Annotated in this window: 16 protein-coding genes; 8 read left to right on the top strand and 8 right to left on the bottom strand. The window is 76.0% G+C overall.

The features are described 5' to 3' along the window. Together AAHH18_RS16430 and lpdA are read right to left on the bottom strand one after the other, a co-directional pair. Positions 1-622 (bottom strand): biotin/lipoyl-containing protein (locus tag AAHH18_RS16430; protein WP_343302351.1); only part of this gene is annotated, 622 nt, incomplete at its 3' end. A 31-nt stretch (positions 623-653) separates the two neighbouring features. Then, the gene (gene lpdA / locus AAHH18_RS16425) at positions 654-2,039 is read right to left on the bottom strand and encodes a dihydrolipoyl dehydrogenase (protein ID WP_283320619.1); all 1,386 of its coding nucleotides are present in this window, start codon (positions 2,037-2,039) and stop codon (positions 654-656) included. Between the two features lie 206 nt (positions 2,040-2,245). Here lpdA and AAHH18_RS16420 point away from each other — a divergent pair, with 206 nt between their 5' ends. Next, positions 2,246-2,635 (top strand): oxidoreductase, encoded by a 390-nt coding sequence (locus tag AAHH18_RS16420; protein WP_283320618.1) that lies wholly within the window; start codon positions 2,246-2,248, stop codon positions 2,633-2,635. 699 nt (positions 2,636-3,334) lie between these two features. On the opposite strand, the gene AAHH18_RS16415 is transcribed toward AAHH18_RS16420, so the two are convergent. Then, on the bottom strand, positions 3,335-4,834 hold the full coding sequence (locus AAHH18_RS16415; protein ID WP_343302350.1) for a leucyl aminopeptidase: 1,500 nt from the start codon (positions 4,832-4,834) through the stop codon (positions 3,335-3,337). A gap of 39 nt (positions 4,835-4,873) precedes the next feature. On the opposite strand from AAHH18_RS16415, the gene AAHH18_RS16410 reads away from it, so the two are divergent. Genes AAHH18_RS16410 through AAHH18_RS16395 form a run of 4 tightly spaced genes read left to right on the top strand, consistent with a single transcriptional unit; the run spans position 4,874 to position 7,032 of the window. Then, positions 4,874-5,233 carry a hypothetical protein gene (locus AAHH18_RS16410; protein ID WP_283320616.1) on the top strand — a complete coding sequence of 120 codons (360 nt, stop codon included), beginning with the start codon at positions 4,874-4,876 and terminating at the stop codon, positions 5,231-5,233. Beyond that, the gene (locus tag AAHH18_RS16405) at positions 5,230-5,721 is read left to right on the top strand and encodes a hypothetical protein (RefSeq protein WP_343302349.1); all 492 of its coding nucleotides are present in this window, start codon (positions 5,230-5,232) and stop codon (positions 5,719-5,721) included. The genes AAHH18_RS16410 and AAHH18_RS16405 overlap by 4 nt, the downstream gene beginning before the upstream one ends. Positions 5,722-5,731: 10 nt before the next feature. Continuing rightward, on the top strand, positions 5,732-6,790 hold the full coding sequence (locus AAHH18_RS16400; protein ID WP_343302348.1) for a quinone-dependent dihydroorotate dehydrogenase: 1,059 nt from the start codon (positions 5,732-5,734) through the stop codon (positions 6,788-6,790). A 5-nt stretch (positions 6,791-6,795) separates the two neighbouring features. After that, positions 6,796-7,032, top strand: a complete 237-nt coding sequence (locus AAHH18_RS16395) for a hypothetical protein (protein WP_283320613.1) — start codon at positions 6,796-6,798, stop codon at positions 7,030-7,032. A 51-nt stretch (positions 7,033-7,083) separates the two neighbouring features. On the opposite strand, the gene yczR is transcribed toward AAHH18_RS16395, so the two are convergent. Next, a complete protein-coding gene (gene yczR / locus AAHH18_RS16390; protein WP_343302347.1) occupies positions 7,084-8,544 on the bottom strand; it encodes a MocR-like transcription factor YczR in 1,461 nt (486 codons plus the stop codon). A gap of 61 nt (positions 8,545-8,605) precedes the next feature. On the opposite strand from yczR, the gene yczE reads away from it, so the two are divergent. Continuing rightward, positions 8,606-9,376 carry a membrane protein YczE gene (gene yczE / locus AAHH18_RS16385; protein ID WP_343302346.1) on the top strand — a complete coding sequence of 257 codons (771 nt, stop codon included), beginning with the start codon at positions 8,606-8,608 and terminating at the stop codon, positions 9,374-9,376. A gap of 87 nt (positions 9,377-9,463) precedes the next feature. Here yczE and AAHH18_RS16380 read toward each other — a convergent pair whose 3' ends face one another. After that, the gene (locus AAHH18_RS16380; protein ID WP_343302345.1) at positions 9,464-10,471 is read right to left on the bottom strand and encodes an aldo/keto reductase family protein; all 1,008 of its coding nucleotides are present in this window, start codon (positions 10,469-10,471) and stop codon (positions 9,464-9,466) included. Between the two features lie 31 nt (positions 10,472-10,502). Next, the gene (locus AAHH18_RS16375; RefSeq protein WP_283320610.1) at positions 10,503-11,117 is read right to left on the bottom strand and encodes a DUF3043 domain-containing protein; all 615 of its coding nucleotides are present in this window, start codon (positions 11,115-11,117) and stop codon (positions 10,503-10,505) included. 32 nt (positions 11,118-11,149) lie between these two features. Here AAHH18_RS16375 and AAHH18_RS16370 point away from each other — a divergent pair, with 32 nt between their 5' ends. After that, positions 11,150-12,532: a dipeptidase gene (locus AAHH18_RS16370; protein WP_343302344.1), complete on the top strand. Its 1,383-nt coding sequence runs from the start codon at positions 11,150-11,152 to the stop codon at positions 12,530-12,532. Positions 12,533-12,783: 251 nt separating this feature from the next. Here the strand turns inward: AAHH18_RS16370 and AAHH18_RS16365 are convergent, their stop codons facing one another. Together AAHH18_RS16365 and nadA are read right to left on the bottom strand one after the other, a co-directional pair. Next, positions 12,784-13,383 carry a DJ-1/PfpI family protein gene (locus AAHH18_RS16365; RefSeq protein WP_283320608.1) on the bottom strand — a complete coding sequence of 200 codons (600 nt, stop codon included), beginning with the start codon at positions 13,381-13,383 and terminating at the stop codon, positions 12,784-12,786. A gap of 125 nt (positions 13,384-13,508) precedes the next feature. After that, a complete protein-coding gene (gene nadA / locus AAHH18_RS16360; protein WP_343302343.1) occupies positions 13,509-14,723 on the bottom strand; it encodes a quinolinate synthase NadA in 1,215 nt (404 codons plus the stop codon). A 158-nt stretch (positions 14,724-14,881) separates the two neighbouring features. Here nadA and AAHH18_RS16355 point away from each other — a divergent pair. Continuing rightward, a partial coding sequence (locus AAHH18_RS16355; protein WP_343302342.1) for a glycerate kinase occupies positions 14,882-16,102 on the top strand: 1,221 nt, incomplete at its 3' end.

Here is a 16,102-nt window from a genome sequence, read left to right as displayed (position 1 = left end):
CGACCTGGGCGGTCTCGTCCTCGCCGACCAGGATCTGCTGCAGCGTGCCGGCGAACGGCGACGGCACCTCGGTGTCGACCTTGTCCGTCGAGATCTCGAGCAGCGGCTCGTCGACCTCGACGGTGTCGCCGACCTGCTTCAGCCAGCGGGTCACGGTGCCCTCGGTGACGGACTCGCCGAGTGCGGGGAGCGTGACCTGCTGGCCGTCGCCGTCCTGCGCGGCGGCGGCCGGTGCGGCCTGCTCCTGCGCGGCGGGCGCGGCTGCCTCGGCCTCGGGGGCCGGGTCGCCGTAGCCCTCGCCCTGCGTGGTCTGCTCGGCGGGCGCCGGGGTCTCCTCCTGCGCCGGGGCGGCCTCGGCCGGGGCCGAGTCACCGCCCGCGCCGGACCCGTCGCCGATCACCGCGAGGACCGCGCCGACCTCGGCGGTCTCGTCCTCCTGGACGAGGATCTGCTCGAGGACGCCGGCGAACGGCGAGGGGACCTCGGTGTCCACCTTGTCGGTCGAGATCTCCAGCAGGGGCTCGTCGACCTCGACGCGGTCGCCCACGTTCTTGAGCCAGCGGGTGACGGTGCCCTCGGTGACGGACTCGCCGAGGGCGGGAAGCTGCACGTTGTCGGACATGACCGCTCGTGTCTCCTTCGATGCCTAGTGGTCAGTTGTGGGCGTGCAGCGGCTTGCCGGCGAGCGCCAGGTGCGCCTCGCCGAGAGCCTCGTTCTGCGTCGGGTGGGCGTGCACGAGCGCCGCGACGTCCTCGGGGTAGGCGTCCCAGTTGACGATGAGCTGGCCCTCGCCGATGAGCTCGCCGACGCGGGCGCCGATCATGTGGACGCCGACGACCGGACCGTCCTTCTGCCGCACGAGCTTGACGAAGCCCGTGGTCCCGAGGATCTGGCTCTTGCCGTTGCCGCCCAGGTTGTACTCGAGGGTCTCGACGGCGTCGGCCCCGTGGACCTCCTTGGCCTTCGCCTCGGTCAGGCCGACGGACGCGACCTCCGGGTCGGAGTACGTCACGCGCGGGATGCCGGACTCGACGATCGGCTGCGGGTTCAAGCCCGCGATCTCCTCGGCCACGAAGATGCCCTGGGCGAACCCGCGGTGCGCGAGCTGCAGGCCCGGGACGATGTCGCCGACCGCGTAGATGCTGCCGACGCCGGTGTGCAGGCGCTCGTCGGTGATGACGAAGCCGCGGTCCAGCGTGATGCCCTGCTCCTCGTAGCCGAGGCCGGAGGTCGACGGGCCACGGCCCACGGCGACCAGCAGCAGGTCCGCGTCGAACGTCTTGCCGTCCTCCAGCGAGACGTGCACGCCGTTGTCGTCCTGCGTGACGCCGGAGAACCGGACGCCCAGGTTGAAGGCGATGCCGCGCTTGCGGAACGCCCGCTCGAACGCCTTCGACAGCGCCTCGTCCTCGTTCGGGACCAGGTGGGGGAGCGCCTCGATGATCGTGACGTCCGCGCCGAACGACTTCCAGACGCTCGCGAACTCCGAGCCGATGACTCCGCCGCCGAGGATGATCGCGGACTTCGGCACCCAGTCGAGCTGCAGCGCCTGGTCGGACGTGATGACGCGCCCGCCGATCTCCAGCCCGGGCAGCGACCGCGCGTACGACCCGGTGCCGAGCACGATGTGCCGGCCCGTGACGCGCTGGCCGTCCACCTCGACGGTGTCCTGCGCGACGAGCTTGCCGTAGCCCTCGATCACGGTGATCTTGCGCGACTTGATGAGGCCCTGCAGGCCCTTGTACAGGCGGCCGATCACCGACGCCTTGTACTCGTTGACGCCGTTCATGTCGATGCCCGTGAGCTGCGTGTGGACGCCGAAGTGCGAGCCCTCGCGGGCGTTGTCCGCGAGCTCGGCCGCGTGCAGCAGGGCCTTGGTGGGGATGCACCCCTTGTGCAGGCAGGTGCCGCCGACCTTGTCGGCCTCGATGAGGGCGACGCTCATGCCGAGCTGGGCGCCGCGGAGCGCAGCCGCGTAGCCGCCGCTCCCTCCGCCCAGGACGACGATGTCGAAAGCGGACCCGGTCGTGTCGGACACGTGAAGACTCCTCCGGCGCAGACATGTGTGGAACGCGGTGCTCCGCGACCATCTTGTCATCTCCACCTAGGCCGGACGACCCAGACCACCGGCCACGACGTGTGATTCTGGAGACAGTCATCCCATGTCTGGCTGCCGCTGAGCCGGAGTCGGCCCGCCGGGTGAATCCCCACCGGGTCCCCGGGCGCGCCGGTTACCCTCACCGCATGGGTCTGTTCTCCCGCCTGCGCCGATCGCGCCCCGCCGGCCCCGCGCCCGAGTCCGCGCCCACCGGCCGCGCCGCCCGCGAGGAGACCCTCGAGCACCTGCGCGAGTTCACCCGCACCCGCGTCGGCGTCGAGGCGTACGTCGAGCCGCAGACCAACGTCACCCAGACGACGATCATGCTCATCGCCACCGACGGCGAGTGGACGCGGCGCCGGGTGCCCGATGCGCGCGCCGCCCACGAGCTGGCGCGCTCGCTCGGCCTGCCCGTCTACGACGTCCAGCGCACCGGCTACCCGCAGCGGATGCGCGACTGGAACAGCCGGCAGCGCATCGCGCGCGAGCGAGCGGCGCAGGAGCGCGCGGCCCGCCGCGCCACCGACCCCACCTGACGGCCCCACCTGACGGCCCCACCGGCGCACCGTCCCGCGCCGCCCGCGCACCCGCCTGCCTGCGCCCGCACTCCCGCCTGCGTGCGCCCGCGCACCCGCCTGCCGCCCGCGCGTCCCCTCGCCACCCCCTTCCCCTCGGAGGCTCCGAACGCGCTCGGAGGTCAGCGCGCGTCATCGGAGGGCTCCGCGGACACCTCCGATTCCCCGTCGGAGCCTCCGAGGGGGTGGAGGACGGGCCAGGCGGGCGGAGGCGGGGCGCGGTGGGTGCCAGCGGCGTCGGCGGGCGGAGGCTCCGAACGCGCTCGGAGGTCAGGGCGCGTCAGCGGAGGGCTCCGCGGAGACCTCCGGTCTCCCGTCGGAGCCTCCGAGGGGGTGGAGGACGGGCCCGGCGGGCGGAGGCGGGGCGCGGTGGGTGCCAGCGGCGCCGGCGGGCGGAGGGGTCGAGCGCGCTCCGAGGTCAGGGCGCGTCAGCGGAGGGCTCCGCGGACACCTCCGATTCCTCGTGGGAGCCTCCGACGGGGCGGAGGACGGGGCGGAGGAGGGGGCTGGCGGGCGCGGTGGGCGCTCGGCGTCGGCGGTGCCGGCGGGCGGAGGGGTCGAGCGCGCTCGGAGGTCAGGGCGCGTCATCGGAGGGCTCCGCGGAGACCTCCGGTCTCCCGTCGGAGGCTCCGACGGGAGACCGGGTGGGGTGGTGGGCCGTCAGCGGGTCGCGCGGGACTCGATCAGGGCCAGCAGCGTGCGGACGCCCACGCCGGTGCCGCCGGCCGGCGTGTAGCCGAACGGCGCCTTCTCGTTGAACGCCGGCCCCGCGATGTCGAGGTGCGCCCACGGGGTGGAGCCCACGAACTCCTGCAGGAAGATCCCGGCCGTGAGCATGCCGCCGAACCGGTCCCCGATGTTCGCGATGTCCGCGACCTTGGACTTCAGGCCGGCGCGCAGGTCGGCGGGCAGCGGCATCGGCCAGAACGCCTCGCCGGCGGCGTCCGCGGCGTCCACGACCTCGGTGCGCGTGGCGTCGTCGCCCATGACGGCGGACACGCGCGGGCCGAGGGCGACGAGCTGCGCGCCGGTGAGCGTCGCGATGTCCAGGACGACGTCCGGCTTCTCCTCGACGGCGGCGACGAGGCCGTCCGCCATGACCAGGCGCCCCTCGGCGTCGGTGTTCAGCACCTCGACGGTCTTGCCGCCGCGGATGGTCAGCACGTCGGACGGCCGCTGCGCCGTGCCCGAGGGCATGTTCTCCGCCAGGCACAGCCAGCCGGTCACGGCGACCGGCAGCTCGAGCCGGGCCGCCGCCAGCACCGTGTGCAGCACCGCCGCGGCACCGGCCATGTCGGACTTCATCGCGTCCATGCCCGCCGCGGGCTTGATGGAGATGCCGCCCGAGTCGAACGTGATGCCCTTGCCGACGAGGGCGACCTTCGCGGCCGGCCGGGACGGCGTGTACGCGACCTTGACCAGGCGCGGCGGGCGGGCCGAGCCCTGGCCGACACCCAGGATGCCGCCGTACCCGCCGGCGGCCAGCGCCTTCTCGTCCAGCACGGTCACCTTGAGCGAGCGGGCGCCGGCGTCCTTGACCGCGGCCTTGGCGGCGTCCGCGAAGGCGGCGGGGTACAGGTCGTTCGGCGCGGCGTTGACCAGGTCGCGGACGCCGTGGACGGCGGCGGCGAGGACCTCCGCGCGGGCGACGGCCTTCGCGGCCGACTTGTCCCGGGCGCGCGGGGTGAGGACGACGACCTCGGCGGCGGGGGCCGCGTCGTCGGCGGAGCCGCCCGTGCGGTAGCGGGTGTAGGCGTACGCGCCGAGCAGCGCGCCCTCGGCGACCGCGGCGACCTGGACGGTGTCCTCCGCGGGCAGGGCGACGGCGACGGTGCGCACCCCGGTGAGCTCGCGCAGCGCGGCACCGGCGGCGCGGCGCAGCGTCTCGACGTCGGGGACGGCCCCGTCGACGGCGCCCAGGCCGGTCAGCACGAGGGTGCGGGCGGCCAGCGGGCCCGTGGCGGGCAGCCGGCGGACCTCGTCCGCGGCGCCCGTGATGCCGAGCACGCCGGCGAGCTCGCGCACCTGCGTCGCGGTCTCGACCGGCAGCCAGTCCGCCCCGACGACCCGCGGGCCGTCCGGGGAGCTGGCGACGGCGACGACGAGGGCGTCGGCGGTCTGGCGGGCGGGGTTCGCGGAGGTCAACGTCACTCGGGGCACCCGTCGATGCTAGCGGTGCGCCCGGTAGCGTGGGGCACCGTGACCGACGCCCTCCTCTTCGCCGTGGCCGCCGCGGCGCTGGTGCTGGCCGGCTGGGCCGGGTGGTTCGCGATCCGGGACCGCGCCGTCGTCCTGCGTCAGCTCTGGGGCGCCGCCGTCGTCGAGGCGCTCCTGCTGGTGCAGGCCGTCGTGGCGGGAGTCCGGCAGGCGACCGGGGCCGACCCCGCCGAGCCGGTGGTGTTCTGGGGCTACGTGGTGACGCAGCTCGTGCTGCTGCCGGCCGCCGCGCTCTGGGCCTTCGCGGAGCGCACCCGGTGGTCGTCGGTCGTCCTGCTGGTGGCGGCGGTGGCCGTCGCGTTCCTCCAGCTCCGCCTCGACCAGACCTGGGGGACCGCATGACCGCGACCGCCGCCGCGCGCGGACCGGCCCCGCGCAGCACCGCCACCGGACCGGGGCGCGTCCTCGTCGCGGTCTACGGCGTGTTCGCCCTCGCCGCCACGGCACGCGCCGGCTACCAGATCGCCGCCAAGTTCGACGAGGCGCCGCTGGCGTACCTGCTGTCCGCGCTGGCCGGGGTGGTCTACGTCGTGGCGACCGTCGCGCTGGCCCGGGACCACCGCCGCCTGGCGTGGGCTGCCGTGGCGGTCGAGCTCGTCGGGGTCCTCGTCGTGGGCACGCTCTCGGTGCTCGACGCCGGCGACTTCCCGGACGAGACCGTCTGGTCCGGCTTCGGTCAGGGGTACGGCTACGTGCCGCTGGTGCTGCCGTTCCTCGGCCTGGCGTGGCTGTGGCGCACCCGCGGACGGGCGGCCGCACCGGCCGCGACCTCGGCCGACGCGGCGCAGGACGGACGCGGGTCCCGGCCCGGCCGCGCGTCGGACCACTAGGTTGGGCGGCGTGTACGGCCTCCTCTTCCGCCTGGTCTTCTCCCGCATCGACCCGGAGCGTGCGCACCACCTCGCGTTCACCTGGATCCGGCTCGCGTCGCGGGTCCCGGTGCTGCGCGACGTGCTGCGGGCGGCGCTGACGCCTCCGTCGTCCGGCGCCGTGCGGGTGCTCGGCCGCACGTTTCCGTCGCCGTTCGGCCTGGCGGCGGGCTTCGACAAGAACGCCGTCGGCGTCCCCGGCCTGACGATGCTCGGCTTCGGGTTCGTCGAGGTCGGCACCGTCACGGCGCAGGCCCAGCCGGGCAACGAGCGCCCGCGGCTCTGGCGGATCGTCGACCAGCGCGCCCTGCGCAACCGGATGGGGTTCAACAACGAGGGCGCCGTCGCGGTGGCGGAGCGGCTGCGCCGGCTGAGGTCCACCGCGTCGGGCCGCGCGCTCGTGGTGGGCGTCAACATCGGCAAGACGAAGGTGACGCCCGCCGAGGACGCGCCGCGCGACTACGCGACGAGCGCCCGGTACCTCGCGCCCTGGGCGGACTACCTGGTCGTCAACGTGTCGTCGCCGAACACGCCGGGGCTGCGGGACCTGCAGTCCGTCGACGCGCTGCGCCCGATCCTCCAGGCGACGCGGGAGGCCGCCGACGAGGCCGCCGCTGCGGCGCAGCGCCCCCGCGTGCCGCTGCTCGTCAAGATCGCCCCGGATCTCGCCGACGCCGACGTGGACGCGGTCGCCGACCTCGTCGCGGAGCTGGGGCTCGACGGGGTGGTGGCGGTCAACACCACGATCGCCCACGACCTGGGTGAGGGCGGCGTCTCGGGTCCGCCCCTCCTGGATCGCGGCCTGGTGGTCGTCGCCCGCCTGCGGCACCGGCTGGGCACCGGCCCGGTCGTGGTGGGCGTGGGCGGCATCAGCACCGCCGCGGACGCCCGGGCCTACCTGGCAGCCGGTGCGGACCTCGTGCAGGGCTACACCGGCTTCATCTACCAGGGGCCGTTCTGGGCGTCGCGCATCGGCAGGGCGCTGGCCGGCGACGTCGCCGCCGCCCGCACCGCCCGGCGGCCGGCGTGACCGCCGTGCGACCCCAGTGGGTCTGGGAGCTCACCGGGGCCAGGGGCGAGCTGCTCGACCGCCCGCTGTCGCCGGTGTTCGCCACGCGGTCGGACGCCGAGGAGTGGCTCGGGCTGCAGTGGCGCGCGCTGCGCGACCAGGGCGTGCACCGGGCGGGCCTGCGGAACGACGGCACGGCGGTGCCGCCCGTGCACGACCTCACGGCGGTGCCCGACCAGGTGACCTGGCGCCGGCCGGACTGACGCGTGCGGTGAGCGCCGCCCGGGTCGGCGTCCGCCGCGCCCGGGCCGCGGTCAGACCGGTGCCGGCAGCGCCGCCCCGCCGCCCGCTCGGGCACGGCCGTCGCGCCCGAGCGACGCCCAGGCGAGCGCGAGGCCGTCGACCGCCCGCACGAGAGCGTCCGGGGGCGCCGTGAACGGCACGCGCAGCCGGTCCTCGAGCGTGCCGTCGACCGCGAAGGCGGGCCCGGGCGCCACCCGCACGCCGTGCGCGAGCGCGAGCGCGCTGAGCGCCGACGACACCGGTGACCCGAGGTCGACCCACAGCGACTGCCCGCCCCGCGGCACCGCGTACCGCCACGACGGCAGGTGCTCCGCGAGCAGCGAGCTCAGCAGGTCTCGTCCCGCCCGGAGCTGGTCGCGACGGCGCCGCAGCGGGTCCTCCCCGAGCCGCAGCAGCTCGGCGGCGACGAGCTGGTCCAGCACGGCGGTGCCGAGGTCGGCGGTGCGCCGCGCGAGGGCGAGCCGGGTGACCAGGTCGGCCGGGCCGCGCAGCCACCCGACCCGCAGGCCGCCCCAGTGGCTCTTGGACAGGGAGCCGATCGCCAGCACCCGCGTGGAGCGCCCGTCGCCCGACCACGGGGCGGGGGGCGGCCCGTCGAGGGTGAGGTCCGTGAGCGCCTCGTCGCCGGCCATGACGGTGCCGGTGCGCCGCGCGAGGTCGCGCACGCGGGCGCGGGCCTCCTCGTCGAGCGTGGCGCCGGTCGGGTTCTGGTGGTCCGGCACGAGGTAGACCAGGCGGGGCGCGACCTGCCGGACCGTCGACTCGAGGAGGTCCACGTCGGTGCCGCCCCGCCCGGTCGGCACGGGAACGGGCCGTGCGCCGACGGCGCGGACGGCGTCCACGGCGTGCGGGTAGGTCGGCTGCTCGACGACGACGCGGTCCCCGGGGCCGGCGTGCGTGGCGAGCAGCAGCGCGATGGCGTGCTGCGCACCGGTGGTGACGAGCACCTGGTCCGGCGTGGTGGGCGTCCCGCGCTCGGTGTAGCGGTCGGCGATCGCCTCGCGGAGCACGTCGAGCCCCAGCGGGGCGTAGCCGTGCCCGGAGTACCGCGGGAGCTCCTCGACGGCACGCCGCGCGGCCTCGGGGAGCTCCGGCGGGGCGCCGCACGCGGCGACGGTGAGGTCGACGAGCGTGGCGTCCTCGAGCGGCCGGGGACGGCCGCGTCCCGGCCCGGCGGCGCGGGGCCGGGGGAGAGCGGTGACCGTCCCGGAGCCCTGGCGGCTGGCCAGGTACCCCTCGTCCCGCAGCACCCCGTACGCTCCCGTCGTCGTCGTGCGCGACACACCCAGGGCCGTCGCGAGCTCCCGCTCGCCCGGCACGCGGGTCGCGAGCGGCAGGTCCCCGGCGAGCACCGCCCGGCGCAGGGCGTCCGCCAGCGCCGCGTAGGCGGGGCCGGGACGACGCCAGTGGCCCAGCAGCGTGGCCAGTGCAGGGCCCGCGATGCGACGGTCGGAGACGAGGAGCGAGGACATGAGGCCACTGTGGCGCAAGTGGCTATCGCAGGGAAGTCCGGTCGGGGCGCAGGATGACGTCGTGACCGCCTCTCCCGACGCCCCCGCCCCCGTCGCCTCGCCCGATCCGGGTCCCGCCGCGCCGCACCCCAGCCACCCCGGCCGCCCCGTCGGAGCCTCCGAGGACCGCGCCACCGGCACCGCCACCCGCCGGGCCGCGCAGCTGCTCGGCGGCCTCGTCCTGTACGCCGCGTCGATCGCCCTGCTCGTGCACTCCGGGCTCGGGAACATGCCTTGGGACGTGCTCAGCCAGGGCACGTCCCGCCAGATCGGCTGGTCGCTCGGCACCGTCACGATCGCGTACAGCGTGGTGGTCCTGCTGTGCTGGTGGCCGCTGCGTCAGCGCCCCGGGATCGGCACCGTGGCGAACGTCGTGGTGATCGGCGTGCTGATCGACCCGGCGCTCGCGCTGCTGGACCGGCTGCCGGACCCGCTGCCGCTGCCGGCACGGGTGGCGCTCGTGGTCGCGGGCATCGGGCTGAACGGGCTGGCCAGCGCCCTGTACATCGGTGCGCGCCTGGGCCCGGGCCCGCGCGACGGGCTCATGACCGGCGTCGTCGCCCGGACCGGCTGGCCCGTCGGGCCCGTGCGGATCGCGATCGAGGTGACCGTGGTCGCCGTCGGCTGGCTGCTCGGCGGCACCGTCGGGCTGGCGACGCTCGCGTACGCCCTCGGCATCGGGCCGCTCATCCACTGGCTGCTGCCCCGCCTCACGGTGCCGGCCGCGGCAGCACCGGAGGGACCGGCGGCGGCAGGCGTCCCGGCGGACGTCGAGCCGGGCGAGGGCCGCTGACCGGTCCCTGGCACGCCGGAGGGCCGGACCCCCGAGGGGAGCCCGGCCCTCCGGCACGTGCGCTCAGCGCGAGGCCCGCACGTGCGCTCAGCGCGAGGCGGGGGAGGACTTCGCCGTCTCCGCCGGGTCCGAGATCACCGCGTCGCCGAGGATGTCGTCGATCCGCGTCATGAGCTCGGCGGGGATCGTCACGCCCGCGGCCTTGACGTTCTCGACGACCTGCTCGGGCCGGGACGCGCCGATGATCGCGGCCGCCACGTTCCGGTTCTGCAGCACCCAGGCGACGGCGAGCTGCGCGAGCGACAGCCCGAGCTCGTCGGCCACCGGGCGGAGCTGCTGCACGCGCTCGAGCACGTTCGGCCGGTCGAGGAATGACTTCACCATGCGCGCGCCGCCCTTCTCGTCCGTGGCGCGCGAGCCGGCGGGCAGCGGCTGGCCGGGCAGGTACTTGCCCGTGAGCACGCCCTGCGCGACGGGCGACCAGACGATCTGCGACAGCCCGAGCTCCTCGGAGGCGGGGACGACCTCGCCCTCGATGACGCGCCACAGCGCGGAGTACTGCGGCTGGTTCGACACCAGGCGGAAGCCGAGGTCCTGGGCGAGGGCCTGACCGGCGCGGATCTGGTCGGCGGTCCACTCGCTCACGCCGATGTACAGCGCCTTGCCGGCGCGCACGACGTCCGCGAACGCCTGCATCGTCTCCTCGAGCGGCGTCTCGTGGTCGTAGCGGTGCGCCTGGTACAGGTCGACGTAGTCGGTCCGCAGGCGGGTCAGCGAGCCGTCGATCGACTCCATGATGTGCTTGCGGGACAGGCCGGAGTCGTTCGGGCCCTTCGGGCCGGTCGGCCAGTAGACCTTCGTGAAGATCTCGAGGGACTGCCGGCGCTCGCCCTTCAGGGCCTCGCCGAGCACCTCCTCCGCGACGGTGTTCGCGTACACGTCCGCGGTGTCGAACGAGGTGATGCCGTTGTCGAGCGCGGCGCGGACGCAGGCGGTCGCGGCGTCGTTCTCGACCTGCGAGCCGTGCGTGAGCCAGTTGCCGTAGGTGATCTCGGAGATCTTGAGGCCGGAGCGGCCCAGGTGGCGGAATTCCATGCCCCCACCCTAGGCCGACGGGAGCCGTGCGCTACCGCGGGTACTCACCGTGCTTGACCTGCGGCTTCGGCAGCCGGGCGCGGCGGATCTGGAACACGCGCGTGACGCTGTACATCATCATGCCGCGCTGGATGGTGTCGGGCCCGAACTTCGCGACGAGCCGCTTGCGCAGCCGGCGCCACATGATCGCCACGTCAACGACCATCGCGATGATGAACAGGTACAGCACGACGAGACCGAGGAACGCGATGTTCGGGTTCCACGTCGTCAGGAGCATGTTGGCGAGCAGCATGACGATGGCGACCGGCAGGAACAGCTCGCCGAGGCTCCACCGCGCGTCGACGTAGTCGCGGATGTACCGGCGGACCGGGCCCTTGTCCTTCGCGGGGAGGTAGCGCTCGTCGCCGGTCTGCATGGCGGCGTACTGCCGGTCCCGCTCGGCACGCTGCGCGGCCCGGGCCTCCTTGGAGGCGGCCTTGCGGTCCGTGGGCACCAGCGGGCGGCGGTTGGCGGCCTCGGCGACCTTCCGCTTCGGGGTGGGACGGCCCTTGCCCGACCCGGGGGCCTCGGCGGTGCCGGGGGTCTCCTCGGTCAGGGGCGCCTGGGTGGTCCCGCCGGTGCTGCCGTCCTTGCTGCGTCCGAACACCCCTCCAGGGTAGTCGAGTAGCGTGGGGGTCCGTGACAGAGCCGACCTCGCCCTCCGCGTCCCCGTCCGTCCCCGCGCTGCGCGCCCGCGTCGAGGAGGCCTTCGCCGGCGTCCGCGCGGACCTCGAGGCGCTGGTCCGCGTCCCGAGCGTCTCGAACGCGGACTTCGACCAGGCCCACGTCGCCGCCAGCGCCGAGCACGTGGCCCGGCTGCTGCGCGAGGCGGGGATGCCGGAGGTGCAGGTCCTGGCGGTCGACCGGCCCGACGGCACGCCCGGTGCTCCCGCGGTCGTCGCCCGGCGCCCCGCCCCGGCCGGTGCGCCGACCGTGCTGCTCTACGCGCACCACGACGTGCAGCCGCCCGGCGCGCGCGAGGACTGGGACACCGACCCGTTCGAGCCGACCGAGCGCGACGGGCGCCTGTACGGGCGCGGCGCGGCGGACGACAAGGCCGGCGTCGTCGCGCACCTCGGTGCCCTGCGCGTGCTCGGCGACGAGCTCGGCGTCGGCGTGACGGTCTTCGTCGAGGGGGAGGAGGAGGTCGGGTCGCCGTCCTTCACCCGGTTCCTGCACACGCACCGGGACCTGCTGGCCGCCGACGTCATCGTGGTGGCCGACTCGTCCAACTGGAAGGTCGGCGTGCCCGGCCTCACGACGTCGCTGCGCGGTCTCGTCGACCTCGAGGTCGAGGTCGCCGTCCTGGACCACGCGGTGCACTCCGGCATGTTCGGTGGCCCCGTGCTCGACGCGGTGACGCTGCTGTCCCGGCTGATCGCGACCCTGCACGACGACGCGGGCGACGTGGCGGTCCCGGGCCTCGTGGCGGCCGCCGATCCCGCGGTCGACTACGACGAGGCGGCGTTCCGGGCCGACGCCTCCGTGCTCGACGGCGTCCGTCTCGCCGGCACGGGGCCGCTGACGGCCCGGCTGTGGACCCGTCCGACGATCGCCGTGATCGGGCTGGACGCGCCGCGGGTCGCCACCGCGTCGAACACGATCGCCCCGAAGGCGACCGCGAAGCTCTCGATGCGCATCGCCCCCGGGCAGGACCCCGCGGCGGCGCTGGCCGCCCTGCGGGCGCACCTGGAGGGGAACGCGCCGTTCGGTGCCCGCGTCACGGTGCGCGACGGCGAGCTCGGCAAGCCGTTCCAGGCGCCCGCGGACTCCCCGGCGATGCAGGCCGCCCGCCGGGCGTTCGCGGACGCCTGGGGCACCGAGCCGGTCGACATCGGCATCGGCGGGTCGATCCCCTTCATCGCGGACCTCCTCGAGGTGTACCCGGACGCCGCGATCCTCGTGACCGGCGTCGAGGACCCGGACTCGCGCGCGCACGGCGCGAACGAGTCGGTGCACCTGGCGGAGCTCGAGAAGGTCGTCCTGGCGGAGGCCCTGCTCCTGGCCCGACTCGCCCTCTGACGCACCGCGCCCGCACCGCACGCGCGGCGCGCGCACCCCACGCGCAGTGCACGCGCACGCCAGGTGCACGCGCACCGCACCCGCGCCGCACTCCGCCCCGTTCGGAGGCTCCGACGGGGCATCGGAGGTACCCGTAGAGCCCTCCGATGACGCGCGCCGACCTCCGAGCACGTTCGGAGCCTCCGAAGGGTCGGTGCGGGTGCGCGGGAGGTTGCGGGCGCGCGGGCGGGTGCGGGTGCGTCGCGGCGCGGTCAGACGGGCGGCTGCGGGTCGTACTGGATGCCGCGGCGCACCGCCCGGGCGGCGTCGCGGGACTCCAGGCGCGCGACGAGGTGCAGCGCCATGTCGATGCCGGCCGAGACGCCCGCGGACGTGACCACGTCGCCGTCGTCCACGTAGCGCGCCTCGGTGTCGACCAGGACGCTCGGGTCGATCCGCGCGAGCTCGTCGACGGCGGCCCAGTGCGTCGCGGCGGGGCGGCCGGCGAGCAGGCCGGCGGCCGCGTAGACGAGGGCCCCGGTGCAGACCGACGTCATGAGTGCCGTCTCCCGGCGCGCGCGGCGCACCCACGCCAGGTGCTCCGGGTCGTGGACGAGCCGCCGGGTGCCCTGGCCTCCGGGGTGCACGAGCACGTGCAGCGGGCCGGCCTCCTCGCGCGAGGTGTCGGGCAGCAGTCGCAGACCCTTCGCGCAGCGCACCCCCGCCCCGTCGGCGGAGAACGTCACGACCTCGGGGCGCAGCGCGGAGTGCGCGGCCCACGACGTCAGCACGTCGAACGGCCCGACGACGTCGAGCTCCTCGGCGTCGTCGAACACGACGATCCCGACCCGCAGCGGGTGACCCGTCCCCACGTGCCCTCCTCCCGCCGTGACCCCCGGGGCGTGGCCCCCGGGTGCCCGGCCGTCCGAGCCTGCCCGGACCGGGTGCCGGCGCCGCCGGTCCCGGACCCGGGCCCTGCCGTGTCGGCGCCGGCCGGTCAGTACCCCGGCAGCGCGAGCATCTGGTCGAGCGCGACGCGCGCCCAGTGGGCGTCGTCGGCGTCCACCACGATGCGGTTGACCACCCGACCGTCCAGGAGCGACTCCATGGCCCAGACGAGGTGCGGGAGGTCGATGCGGTTCATGGTCGAGCAGAAGCAGACCGTCGAGTCCAGGTACGAGATCTGCTTGTCGGGGTGCGCGGCGGCGAGGCGGCGGACGAGGTTCAGCTCGGTCCCGATCGCCCAGGAGGAGCCGGCCGGCGCGGCGTCGAGCGCCTTGATGATGTACTCGGTGGACCCCACCATGTCCGCGCCGGTCACGACCTCGTGCCGGCACTCCGGGTGGACCAGCACGGTGACGTCCGGCACGGCCGCCCGCACGTCCAGCAGGTTCTGGGCGCTGAACCGGCCGTGCACCGAGCAGTGGCCGCGCCACAGGATCATCCGGGCGTCGCGGAGCTCCTGCGCGGTCAGGCCGCCTCCGGGCTTGCGCGGGTCGAAGACGACGCACTGGTCGAGCGGGATGCCGAGCTGGAGCACGGCGGTGTTGCGGCCGAGGTGCTGGTCCGGCATGAACAGCACCTTGCCGGTGCCGTCGAGGCCTCCCACCTGGTCGAACGCCCACCGCAGCGCGACGTGCGCGTTGGAGGACGTGCAGACCGTGCCGCCGTGCCGGCCGGTGAACGCCTTGATGGCCGCCGTGGAGTTCATGTACGTGACGGGGACCGTGTCCTGCGCGACGCCGGCGTCCACGAGCACGTCCCACGCGTCCTCGACCTGGTCGATCGCCGCCATGTCCGCCATCGAGCAGCCGGCGGCCAGGTCGGGCAGGACCACCTGCTGGCTGTCGGAGGTCAGGATGTCGGCGGACTCGGCCATGAAGTGCACCCCGCAGAACAGGATGTACTCGGCGTCGGGCCGGGCGGCGGCCTCGCGGGCGAGCTTGAACGAGTCGCCGGTGACGTCGGCGAAGTCGATGACCTCGTCGCGCTGGTAGTGGTGGCCGAGCACGAACGCCCGGTCGCCGAGCGCGGCGCGCGCGGCGCGGGCCCGGTCGACGAGGTCCGGGTCGGACGCGGCGGGCAGGCCGCCGACGCACTCGACGCCGCGTTCGGACGCCAGGTCGGCGCCCTGGCCGAGCAGCAGCAGGGCCGAGGGGGCGGGCTCCGTGAACGTGGCCGTGGCGGAGAGCAGACTCACGCGCAGGATCATCCCACAGCGGGCGCCGGTGCCGGCGGGGTCGTCGTGGCCCGGCCCGGGTGCGGCGCGGATGGGGCGCGGATCGGGCGCGGATCGGGCGCGGATCGGGCACGGCGGACGGCGACGCGGACCTGCGGAGCGGCCGTCCGCGGGCGTGCGAGGATCGCGGCGTGCACGTCCTCGTCGCCCCCGGCAGGTTCGACGCGCGGCCGGACGACGGCCCCGCGCGTCCTCGCGGTGTGCCCGTCTCCGACCCGTGGCCCGCGCTGACGGCGCCGGAGGCCGTGGACGCGCTCGTCCGGGGGTGGCGCGAGGGTGCCCCCGGGGACGTGCTCGTGCCGCTCCCGCTGTCCGACGGCGGCGCCGGCCTGGTGGAGGCCGTGCGGGCGGCGCGCGGCGGCGAGCTGCTGTCCGTGACGACGACCGACGCCCACGGCGCGGTGGTGCCGGGCGCGGTGCTCGTCGTGCAGGAGCCGTCGGGCGCGCGCACGGCGTACGTCGACGGGGCCCTGGCGCTCGGGGCCGCCGACCCCGGGGCGCGGCCCGTCACGGCCACCACGTCGGCCGGGCTCGGCACCCTCCTGGCGGCTGCGCTCGACACGGGGGCCGGGCGGGTCGTCGTGGGCCTCGGCGGGCGGCGGACCGTCGCCCACGACGCGGGCGCGGGCCTGCTCGCGGCGCTCGGAGCGGCTCCGGCCGTGGCGGCTGAGGGGCTCGGCGCCGCGGCGGCCCTGCGCGCGGACGACCTCGCGGCGCTGCCGCGGCTGCGGGAGGCGCTGGCGGGCAGGGACCTGGTCGCCCTGCACGCGCACGACCTGCCCCTGACCGGGCTGAGCGGTGTCTCGGCGGACCTGGCCGAGTCCGGGCGCGTGGACGCCGCGACCGCGCAGGACGCCGAACGTGCGGCAGCGGCGTTCGCGCACGCCGCGGCGTCCGCGGCCGCGACGGGCGGTCGGGTGGACCTGCTCGCCGGTCCCGGGACGGGTCGCGGCGCCGCGTCCGGGACCGCGCCGGGTGCGGCACGCTCGGCGGGGTCCCGGGAGGCGCTCGTGCCCGGGTCCGGGGCCGGAGGGGGAGCGGCGTTCGCGCTGGGGCTGCTGGGCGCGCGGCTCGTCGAGGGCGCCGCGTGGGTCGCCGACGCCGTGGACCTCGCCGCGCGGGTCGCCGAGGCCGACCTCGTCGTGACCGGGTCGGGCGTGCTCGACGCCTCCGCGCTGGAGCACGGCGTGGTCGGGGCGGTCGCGCGCGCCGCCCTCCCGCTGGGCGTGCCGGCGGTGGCGGTCGCGGCGCAGCTGCGCACCGGCCGGCGCGACTGGGGCGCCGCGGGGCTCGCCGGCGGGTTCGCCGTGCTGGAGCGTCCCGACGACGCCGCGCGGTGGCGGGCCGACCCG

The organism is Cellulomonas olei (genome assembly GCF_039548315.1).
Lineage (GTDB): Bacteria > Actinomycetota > Actinomycetes > Actinomycetales > Cellulomonadaceae > Cellulomonas.
The sequence above is the reverse complement of the archived record's forward strand: the minus strand, read 5'-3'. Positions and strand labels throughout refer to the sequence as shown.